Annotated in this window: 10 protein-coding genes; 2 read left to right on the forward strand and 8 right to left on the reverse strand. The window is 56.7% G+C overall.

Features of this window, described 5'->3' with window-relative positions:
• A partial coding sequence (locus tag ACFDSS_RS05745) for a sensor N-terminal transmembrane domain-containing protein (protein ID WP_375254809.1) occupies positions 1-1,029 on the reverse strand: 1,029 nt, incomplete at its 3' end.
• A 3-nt stretch (positions 1,030-1,032) separates the two neighbouring features.
• A complete protein-coding gene (locus ACFDSS_RS05750; protein ID WP_375254810.1) occupies positions 1,033-1,734 on the reverse strand; it encodes a response regulator transcription factor in 702 nt (233 codons plus the stop codon).
• Positions 1,735-2,033: 299 nt separating this feature from the next.
• Here ACFDSS_RS05750 and ACFDSS_RS05755 point away from each other — a divergent pair, with 299 nt between their 5' ends.
• Complete coding sequence (locus ACFDSS_RS05755; protein ID WP_375254811.1) at positions 2,034-3,632, forward strand: phosphoenolpyruvate carboxykinase; 1,599 nt, start codon at positions 2,034-2,036, stop codon at positions 3,630-3,632.
• A gap of 27 nt (positions 3,633-3,659) precedes the next feature.
• On the opposite strand, the gene ACFDSS_RS05760 is transcribed toward ACFDSS_RS05755, so the two are convergent.
• Positions 3,660-4,430, reverse strand: a complete 771-nt coding sequence (locus tag ACFDSS_RS05760) for a sulfite exporter TauE/SafE family protein (RefSeq protein ID WP_375254812.1) — start codon at positions 4,428-4,430, stop codon at positions 3,660-3,662.
• A gap of 147 nt (positions 4,431-4,577) precedes the next feature.
• Here ACFDSS_RS05760 and ACFDSS_RS05765 point away from each other — a divergent pair, with 147 nt between their 5' ends.
• Positions 4,578-6,263 carry an acyl-CoA dehydrogenase family protein gene (locus tag ACFDSS_RS05765; RefSeq protein WP_375254813.1) on the forward strand — a complete coding sequence of 562 codons (1,686 nt, stop codon included), beginning with the start codon at positions 4,578-4,580 and terminating at the stop codon, positions 6,261-6,263.
• A 30-nt stretch (positions 6,264-6,293) separates the two neighbouring features.
• Here the strand turns inward: ACFDSS_RS05765 and recO are convergent, their stop codons facing one another.
• The 5 genes from recO to lepB all read right to left on the reverse strand — a co-directional run bounded on the left by recO (position 6,294) and on the right by lepB (position 10,042).
• Positions 6,294-7,019, reverse strand: coding sequence for a DNA repair protein RecO (gene recO, locus ACFDSS_RS05770; protein ID WP_375254819.1), 726 nt, complete (start codon positions 7,017-7,019; stop codon positions 6,294-6,296).
• A 263-nt stretch (positions 7,020-7,282) separates the two neighbouring features.
• On the reverse strand, positions 7,283-7,609 hold the full coding sequence (locus tag ACFDSS_RS05775) for a DUF1491 family protein (protein WP_375254814.1): 327 nt from the start codon (positions 7,607-7,609) through the stop codon (positions 7,283-7,285).
• Between the two features lie 5 nt (positions 7,610-7,614).
• On the reverse strand, positions 7,615-8,532 hold the full coding sequence (gene era, locus ACFDSS_RS05780; RefSeq protein ID WP_375254815.1) for a GTPase Era: 918 nt from the start codon (positions 8,530-8,532) through the stop codon (positions 7,615-7,617).
• Positions 8,529-9,209, reverse strand: coding sequence for a ribonuclease III (gene rnc / locus ACFDSS_RS05785; protein WP_375254816.1), 681 nt, complete (start codon positions 9,207-9,209; stop codon positions 8,529-8,531). The genes era and rnc overlap by 4 nt, the downstream gene beginning before the upstream one ends.
• Positions 9,206-10,042 carry a signal peptidase I gene (lepB, locus tag ACFDSS_RS05790; RefSeq protein WP_375254817.1) on the reverse strand — a complete coding sequence of 279 codons (837 nt, stop codon included), beginning with the start codon at positions 10,040-10,042 and terminating at the stop codon, positions 9,206-9,208. Before lepB ends, rnc begins: the two co-directional genes overlap by 4 nt.
• Positions 10,043-10,149 lie beyond the last annotated feature (107 nt).

Below are 10,149 nucleotides of genomic sequence, written 5' to 3' on the forward strand. Positions count from 1 at the left end.
AATCCGCTTGTAAAGCGCGCGCACCATACTGCGCAGAGCACCCGACAAGCGGCCAATCTCATCCGGTCTCCCGGTGAAGTCAGGGATACGCACCTTTACAGGTGACATCTTGCGCGCATTGCGTTCCTGACTGGCCTCTGCTGCGGTCGCAAGACGCGCCAGCGGGTTCGCGATGGTGGACGCCAGACTAAGGCTGAGACCGATGCTGACGATAATGCCAACACCAAAGAGCCGTAAGTATTGCTCGCGCTCGCGGCGGACAAGACTGTCGACCTCACCAGCCGCAGTTGTGACAGCAATCACACCAACAGCCGTTTCCCCACGAAGGATCGGAGTTGTGACAATAAAGCTGGTATTCTCTCCGGTATCAAAGGCCTCAAGCTGGGTCCCACCCACGATTGCACGGCTGACATACGCCAGTGACAGATTGCGTGTTTGCGTCTCAAGCTCGGCATCAGACCGCCCTGCGGGTATGATCCTCGCGATAGCGTCCCAGATGCCGGCAAAAAAGTCCGTGACGGCCGTACCGCCGGTCTCAAGCTCCAACTCAGCCAATTCATTTGGCGATAACGTACCCTGAATGCTGGTGACATACATGCCATTGGCGTCATAGACAGCCACATCCACACCACCGCGCAGATCAAGTTCCGCGAGCGTCGACACAGGGTCGATACCGTCGCCTGTCGCCAGATTGATGGGCCCAAAAACCGGCAATTGCCCTTCAAACACATCTGCAATCAATTGGGCTTCGTTGATAAGACCCTTTGCGCGTTGAAAAGCGAGGCTGTCTCGCGATGGGCTTAGATAAAGCACACCTGCAATCAGCAAGATCAAGGCAACAAGGTTGAAGGTGACAATCTTACGGGCAATCGGTGAATAGCGCAGCGTCGCCAAACGTCCACGGCGGGCGCCGTCGACGCCGGCATCTTCGGCGTCGACCCAATCATCACCCAGCACCAAATCAGGCGTTTGGGCAGCAGCGCGGACAGACTTGAGGTCGCGCACATCAATCTTGGGCGCGCTCGTCATGGGTTACTCTTCGTTGTAGCGGTAACCAATGCCATAAAGCGTTTCGATTGCCGAAAACTCATCATCCGTGTTCCGCATTTTCTTGCGGAGCCGTTTGATGTGACTGTCGATCGTGCGGTCATCAACATAAACTTGATCGTCATAGGCTACATCCATGAGCTGATCGCGGCTTTTGACAAAACCGGGGCGCTGGGCCAGCGCCTGAAGTAGCAAAAACTCGGTAACAGTAAGTGATACGTCTTGCCCTTTCCATTTCACCGCATGGCGCAGTGGATCCATTACCAATTCACCGCGGACCATAACTTTGGTCTCTTCGGTTTCTTCTATTTCCTCACCCGCAATCGCGTCCTGACGACGCAACAACGCGCGAATCCTTTCCACCAGTAAACGCTGGGAAAATGGCTTTTTTACGTAATCATCAGCGCCCATCCTAAGGCCGAGAACCTCGTCGATCTCGTCGTCCTTGGAGGTTAGGAAAATAACCGGCATCGCGCTCTTTTGGCGCAGGCGTTGCAGCAGGTCCATCCCGTCCATTCGGGGCATTTTTATGTCCAAGACGGCCATATCAGGCAACCGCTTGTTGAACGCATCAAGCGCTGACTGCCCGTCGTTGTAGGTCTCGACTTCGAAGCCCTCAGCCTCAAGCGTCATTGCCACAGATGTCAGAATATTCCGATCGTCGTCAACAAGTGCAATACGGGACATAATAATGATCTTCCTCAATAACTTTTCGGCGAGCTTACAGCATCATGGGCCAGTTTTCATCTTTTTATCAAAGCGAATCAACTCTTAAGTCGTGGACTGCCTCATAATTGCCGCAATTGGCCGAATCACGCCCAAACCGGTATAATCCAAAGGCCCGCCTTGCCTCGCGTAACAGCTGGTTGCGCTAACATTGGATTGGTTGCGCTAACGAAGCGATGTCGGGGTATCGGCGCTTGAAAGCTTGGTGCTATGCAAGGTCATCGCAAGCCATTCCGGCGCACATCTAAAGGAGCGAACCCATGGACCAAGGTACGGTCAACCCATCGATGAAGCTTGAACATCAAGGCATCACGGGGCTGGGTCACGTCTATTATAACCGCTCCGAGGCCGAATTGCACGACGCCGCCGTTGCGGCTGGTGAAGGTGTGACAGGCAAAGGCGGGGCCTTTTTGGTGACCACCGGCAAGCATACGGGCCGGTCACCCAAGGATAAATTCGTCGTCAGAACGCCTGAGGTCGAAGATACGATCTGGTGGGAAAACAACCCACCCATGGAGGCTGACAAATTCGACGCCCTCTATGCCGATATGCTGACCCATATGAAGGGCGGCACATACAACGTGCAGGACCTTTTCGGCGGCGCGGATCCGGCGCATCGTCTGGACGTGCGCGTAATAGCGGAGCTGACATGGCACGGCCTTTTCATCCGTCACCTGCTGCGTCGCCCCGACGCATCCGAGCTTGCGACTTTCGCGCCGGATTTCACGATCATCAACTGCCCCAGCTTCAAGGCCGACCCTGCCAAGCACGGTTGCCGCTCGGAGACCGTGATCGCGTTGAACTTCGAAAAGAAGCTGATCCTGATCGGCGGCACCGAATACGCTGGTGAGAACAAGAAATCTGTCTTCACACTGCTGAACTACCTGCTGCCTGAAAAGGGCATCATGCCGATGCACTGCTCTGCCAACCACGCGCCCGGCAATCCGGTCGATACGGCCGTGTTCTTTGGCCTGTCAGGAACCGGCAAAACAACGCTTTCGGCGGACCCCACACGCGTTTTGATTGGCGATGATGAACACGGCTGGTCCGAGCGCGGCACGTTCAACTTCGAAGGCGGATGCTACGCGAAAACCATCGGCCTTGACCCCGAAGCAGAACCTGAAATCTACGCAACCTGTTCCATGCCGCATACAGTCATTGAGAACATGGTCTATGACAAGCAAACGCTGGAACTGGATTTTGAGGATGACAGCCTGACAGCGAACATGCGCTGCGCCTACCCGCTGAACTACATCTCCAATGCTTCAGACACAGCACTTGGCGGGCATCCCAAGAACATCATCATGCTGACGTGCGATGCATTTGGTGTATTGCCTCCGATCGCGCGGCTAACGCCAGCGCAGGCGATGTATCATTTCCTGTCTGGCTTCACCTCCAAGGTCGCCGGGACAGAGCGCGGCGTGACAGAGCCGGAGCCGACCTTCAGCACATGCTTTGGCGCGCCCTTCATGCCACGCCGCCCAGAAGTCTACGGCAACCTGCTGCGCAGCAAGATCGCGAGCCACGGTGCAACTTGCTGGTTGGTTAACACTGGCTGGACAGGCGGTGCTTACGGCACAGGATCGCGAATGCCCATCAAGGCAACGCGGGCGCTGTTGACAGCGGCACTGGATGGCACGTTGATCGAAAGCACTTTCCGCAAGGACCCGCATTTCGGTTTCGAAGTGCCCGTGTCAGTCGATGGCGTTGACGATGGCCTTTTGAACCCACGCGACACATGGGCGGACAAGGCCGGTTATGACGCACAGGCCGAAAAGCTGGTGACGATGTTTAGCGACAACTTTGAAAAATACGTTCCGTTCATTGACGATGACGTCAAAGCAGCCGCAATTGGCTGATATCCGTAAGATGGATTGACAGCCATCTTACCCGATCACGCCACGGCGGATCAGGTTGGCCCCTGCGATAATCAACACCAAGAGCGTGATCTTGCGAAACCGCTCTTGGTCAAACTTGTCGCCCAGCCGAAACCCAAGCCACATGCCAATGAGTGAGGGCACCACGAGGCTTGCCGAAAAGCCCCATGTCTCGGCATTGAGAATGCCCGACTTCAAATGCCCGATCAGCAACATGACAGAGCCTAATCCATAAATGACCCCCTGCACGGCCATCTGGCGGTCACGCGGTGTATTCAGGGCGAGCAGATATAAAACCGTCGGTGGCCCCCATGTGCCAGCGAGCCCGCCAAGGATCCCTGACAAGGTGCCCGCAATCCATTCAAACGGACGCCGCGAACGCGTTGAAAGATGCGGACGCCAGCCCACCAGTTGGATCAAGCAAAGGATCACAACAGGCACACCGAGTACGATAAAAAGCGCGTCTGTCGGGATGTAGCGAACAAATTGCGCGGAGATCAAAATGAAAACACAGACCAGCGATACATAGCGCCAATGCTCCGCCAGGGCCTCACGGGCTGGTCCCAATCCTGAACGCGCCACCTGCAAAATATTCGCGATGACGATTGGAATGACAATGCCGGCAATCACCAGATCAGGCGCGATCAGGATCCCCATGCCAGAGATCATAATCAGCGGCTGCGCAAACCCGACGGCGCCTTTGACAAACCCGCCAACCATAGTCACGAAAAAAGCAAAGACAAATACGGCTGGTGTCACAAGGGTCAAAAACTCAGGCATGGGCTTTCTTACGCTTTTCAAAAGCGCTTGCCACGCCAAATTCCGTCGCGACACTTTTGTGCGCAGTGTGACGCTTTAGCGAATAATTATTGCGCTGCAATTGCAAAGGCGATATTGCTGCGACTGCACATTGATAGGAGTCGCGAAATGCCGCATGATGGTCAGGATATGACGTTGAACCAAACCCCCGTAGTGGCTGACCTGCTGGCTCTTAGTGCTGCAAGCTTGCCTGCCGTTGATGATATTGTAGCGCGGGCAAAGGCATCTGTGCGGGCAATTACAGAAGACGGCGGTCGCATCTCCGGGAAATTGATTGAAGAAAACCAAACCGCCGCACATGGGCTGGCATGGCTGGCAACCTACCAGCAATCCCTGCAACAAATGCAAATCTGGGCAGAGCGCCTGCAAGAGCAGGGCAAGTTTGGCGAAGTCGAACAGTTGATCCACCAAATCGCCTTTGGCGAATATCTTTGGCAGATCTACGGCGGCATCCCGATGAGCCAGGGCGAAATCATGCGCCTGCAAGACATTGGACTGACCCAGGACGACGCGCGCGCATTGATGCAGCCTGCGGTCATGACCCTGACCCAATCCGGCAACACACAGGCCGCCCGCATGCGCCTTGTGGAACTGATGCAAGAGCAATCAGCCAACATCACGGTCGGCGCATCAGGCCTCGACGATGAGCTTGAGATGATCCGCGAACAATTCCGCCGCTTCAGTGTTGAACGGATCGAACCGGATGCGCATGACTGGCACCTAAAGGATGAGTTGATCCCGCTCGAAATCATCGACGAGATGGCCGAAATGGGCGTCTTTGGCCTGACCATCCCCGAAGAATACGGCGGCTTTGGGCTGTCCAAGGCCTCCATGTGTGTGGTGTCCGAGGAATTGTCACGCGGCTACATCGGCGTCGGATCACTCGGCACCCGGTCCGAGATCGCGGCAGAACTGATCCTGTGCGGCGGCACCGAAGAACAAAAGCAAAAGTGGCTGCCCGGTCTCGCGTCGGCCGAAATTTTGCCAACGGCCGTTTTCACGGAGCCAAACACAGGTTCTGACCTTGGCAGCTTGCGGACGCGCGCGGTGAAGAACGGCGACGATTGGGAAGTAACCGGCAACAAGACGTGGATTACCCACGCGACGCGGACGCATATGATGACGATGCTGGCGCGCACCGATCCTGAAACTACCGATTACCGTGGGCTGTCGATGTTTCTGGCGGAAAAGGCCCCCGGCACCGAAGAGATCCCTTTTCCGACGCCGGGCATGACGGGCGGTGAGATTGAAGTGCTGGGTTATCGGGGCATGAAAGAATACGAATTGGCCTTCGATGGCTTCGCAATCGAGGGCGAAAACCTGTTGGGTGGTGAGACCGGTAAAGGGTTCAAGCAACTGATGCAGACCTTTGAAAGCGCGCGTATCCAGACCGCCGCGCGCGCCGTTGGTGTCGCGCAGTCCGCGCTCGATGTGGGGATGCAATATGCGCAGGACCGCAAACAATTCGGCAAACCCCTCATCCAATTCCCGCGGGTGGCAGGCAAATTGGCGATAATGGCGGTTGAGATTATGATCGCACGTCAGCTGACCTATTTCAGCGCTGCCGAAAAGGACAACGAACGACGCTGTGATCTAGAGGCGGGCATGGCCAAGTTGCTTGGCGCGCGTATCGCTTGGGCTTGCGCGGACAATGCGCTGCAAATCCATGGCGGCAACGGCTTCGCGCTGGAATACAAAGTGAGCCGGATACTCTGCGATGCACGCATCCTGAACATTTTTGAGGGTGCCGCGGAAATTCAGGCGCAGGTCATCGCGCGGCGCTTGCTCGACTAAGGCGCAAAATATGCTTGAAGGAATGCCAGTCTAGGTCTTCGCAATCAGATCGACAAGGCGGGCGCGGGCGGGGGGAACTGGCCGGTCAGCCAGCCCATTTATCAGGCGATGTTCCAAAAAATAACCGGTCGTGAAAAGCGCGCGGGCAATTTGCGCACCCGAAGCATCGCCCCGCCCTGCCATAACCGGGGGCAAGGGCAGCATCCGGTCAGCCCATTCCCCTGCCCCTTCGCGACTGACAGCGCGGCCGGATTTCGGCGACACAAAGACAAGGTCTTCATTCACACCACGCACGGCACAGGCGGACAAATCGAGGCCAAAACCCATCTCGTCAAGCAGCGCCAGCTCCCACCGCAAGTAGGCAAGCGGCCAGACGTCGGACTGCCCCAGAAGATCCAGCAAAGCGACCGTGCGGTCATAAAAGGCGCGATGCGGCTCTCGCTCTGGCAAAACCATTGCCAAAAGGGCGCAGACGGCGTTCAAACCCGCCAATGCCAGACGATCACCCATTGCGGCCGCAGCGCGACTGCGAACCGGTTCCACTGAAAAAGCCCCCAGATGACTGTCAAGCCGCGCCTTCCAACTGACCGCAAGCTGCGCACCCGGCTGCAGGATCGGCGCCACCTTTCGGCTTGTCCCACCACGCACAACACCCGCATGACGACCGTGTTCGGCAGTGAACACTTCAATGATGACAGAAGTCTCCCCAAAAGGGCGGGTCGCCAGCAGTGCGGCTTCATCGCGCCATTCAATCATGTTGGTTTGCCCAATCCATAAACACATAACAGACCGGGTGATTGTGACTTGCAAGGGGCAGTTTACGGTACATCTGCCGGAGCCTCCGGCGGGAGTTTGAAAGGGCAAGATGATATGCACCACCTTGCCCTGTCAGATGAGGGTTGCTCATCACCTTGCACGCGCTTCACCTCTCCAGACTAGGCGCGCATGGGCAGCTTGCGCCGCTCATGGTTAAGAAAGTCTTATCATCTTGCCAGGAAAACTCCCGCCGGAGGCAAGAATTACTCTAATCCAGGCTCATCCAGCAAATGCCGTCCTTCACGGTCTTCAACTTCAATAACCCACAGATCAGGATCAAAGCTGCATTGTTTGCTGATCGATCCATCAACATCTTCTTCGGCGCCCTCAGTCAGCACGACCCATTTGCGCGCACCGGTGAGCAGATCGAAACTCCGTTGATAGCAGCAAGCTTGCCCGTCCAAGGTATTTACCTTGATAAGGACAGCACCCGCGGTGCCATCGCCCCGACGTACAACAAACGCCGGGACCTCGATCAACCGAAGCCGCGCCAGATAGGCTGAGACCCAGATGTCAGCGGTCAGACGCATCGCACTCAGTTATTGCCGTCTTTGAAGTCGAGACCCATTTCGGAATAACGCTCGGATTCTTCTAGCCAATTGGGCCGCACCTTGACCTTCAAAAAGAGATGCACGCGGCGCCCGAGGAAGTCTTCCAACTCCAGGCGCGCGGCCTTGCTGACGGACTTTACTGTCTCGCCGCCTTTGCCCAGCACAATGCCCTTATGCCCGTCGCGCGCCACATAAATGAGCTGGTCAATGCGGGCCGATCCATCGGGGCGTTCTTCCCAATTCTCGGTTTCCACCGTCAGTTCGTAGGGCAACTCCTGATGCAGCCGCAGGGTTAGCTTTTCGCGGGTCATCTCAGCCGCGATCATACGCATCGGCAGGTCGGCGATTTGATCCTCAGGGTAAAGATAAGGCCCCTCAGGGATCTGTGTTGTCAGCCAGTCGCGCAGGCTATCGCAGCCATGCCCGCGTTCGGCAGAGATCATGAAGGTTTCGGCAAATGGATAGGCCTCATTCATTTCTTTGGTCAGGGCGAGCAAGACTTCAGATTTCACCTTGTCGATCTTGTTGATTGCCAAGGCAACCGAAGACGTGCCAGTTCGGTCCGACAAAGTCTCCAGAATTGCCTTCACGCCCTCAGTCACGCCACGATGCGCTTCGATCATCAGTACGACGACATCCGCATCAGCAGCACCCCCCCAAGCGGCCGCGACCATCGCGCGGTCCAACCGGCGCCTTGGCTTGAAAAGCCCAGGCGTGTCGATAAAGATCAGCTGCGCATTCTCGGCCATCGCCACACCCCGAATGCGGGCGCGCGTCGTCTGCACCTTATGGGTCACGATGGACACCTTTGCGCCCACCATCCGGTTCAGTAGCGTCGATTTGCCTGCGTTTGGCTCTCCGATCAGGGCGACAAAGCCCGCCTTGGTTGGAACGTCGTTCATGCGCCTACTTTCTTCAAAAGGGCTGCCGCTGCCGCCTGTTCCGCATGTCTTTTGGAACCTGCGGTCGCTTGTTCGGTTGCCCCTGATGCGAGGCGGACCTCCATTGTGAAGACGGGCTGATGATCTGGTCCAATGCGGGCAACCTCGACATATTGGGGGGGAACTTCACCGCGCCCTTGCGCCCATTCTTGCAAGGCTGTCTTTGCGTCCCGGGCATCGTCGGCGACATCGGTGATGCGCGCGCCCCAGAGCCGCAGGATCACGTCACGCGCCGCAGCAAACCCGCCATCTTGGTACACGGCCGCGATCACAGCTTCCATTGCGTCCGCCAGAAGCGCCTCCTTGCGGCGCCCCCCAGATTTCATCTCGGACCGCCCAAGCTTCAGCACAGCACCAAGATCAATCTGGCGCGCCACATCCGCACAGGCTTCGCGCCGCACCAGCGCGTTGTAACGCGGTGCCAACAATCCCTCTGGTGCGGTCGGATCAGCCTTTAGCAAAGCCTCTGCCATCACAAGCCCAAGCACCCGATCCCCCAAGAATTCCAGCCGTTGGTTGTCATCGCGATGCGGGCTCATCATTGAGGAATGGGTCACAGCGCGGATCAAGGTCTCCGGGCGTTCAAACCCGTGTCCCAGCCTATCAGAAAAGGCTTTGAGGTCCGCCGAGAGCTTCAATCGAGCGCCTTGAAGAAGCGGTCAGACCGCCATGTCCAGAATGCAAACATGGACCGACCTGCGGACGAGAACATTACCCGATCAGCGCGCCCGACAATGTCCTTGCGATCAACGAAGCCAACACCACGCGTGGCCTGCGAAAAGCGGCTGTCGGTGGAATTGTCGCGGTTGTCACCCATGAAAAAGAACTGCCCTTCCGGAACGGTAAACACGCCGGTATTATCACTGGGTCGGTTGCCGATGTTCAAGATCGCGTGGCTGACACCATTCGGGAGCGTTTCAATAAAGCGGGACTTCGTGCATTCAGCACCGAAGCCCACCGGCCCGTTTTCACATTGCGGACGAATGCCCAGCGGCCCTTGGGGTTCCATTATCTCAGTGAAGGTTCCGGCGGGGGCAACCTGAACCGGCGTGTCATTGATGTACAACACGCTATCAATCATCTGGATACGGTCACCAGGCACGCCGATCAGCCGCTTGATGAAATCACGCCCATCGATCGGATGGCGGAACACGACGATATCGCCACGCTCCGGGTCAGCGCCCCAAATCCGGTCTTCGCGGTCCTCGATAAAGCCGCAGAAATCATCCGCACTCAGATCCAGACCGACCTGTGGAATCCGAATGGTCGGACAAGACGCATAGGAATACCCATAGGCCATTTTATTGACGAAAAGGAAATCGCCGATCAGCAAGGTGTCTTTCATCGACCCTGATGGAATCCAAAACGGCTGAAAGAAAACAGTCCGGAAAATACCAGCGAGAATCAATGCCCAGAACACCGTCTTCAGGGTTTCCCAAAGCCATGCAACAAACCCAGTATTTTCCGCCATTATGCAATCCCTTTACGATTTGAGGCTACATGAGCCTGCCTGCCTGCGCTGTCAAGCGATGGGCCGTGCCTCAATCACCACAAATGCCTGTGCCCAAGGGTGATCGT

Source organism: Yoonia sp. (assembly GCF_042093035.1).
GTDB lineage: Bacteria > Pseudomonadota > Alphaproteobacteria > Rhodobacterales > Rhodobacteraceae > Yoonia.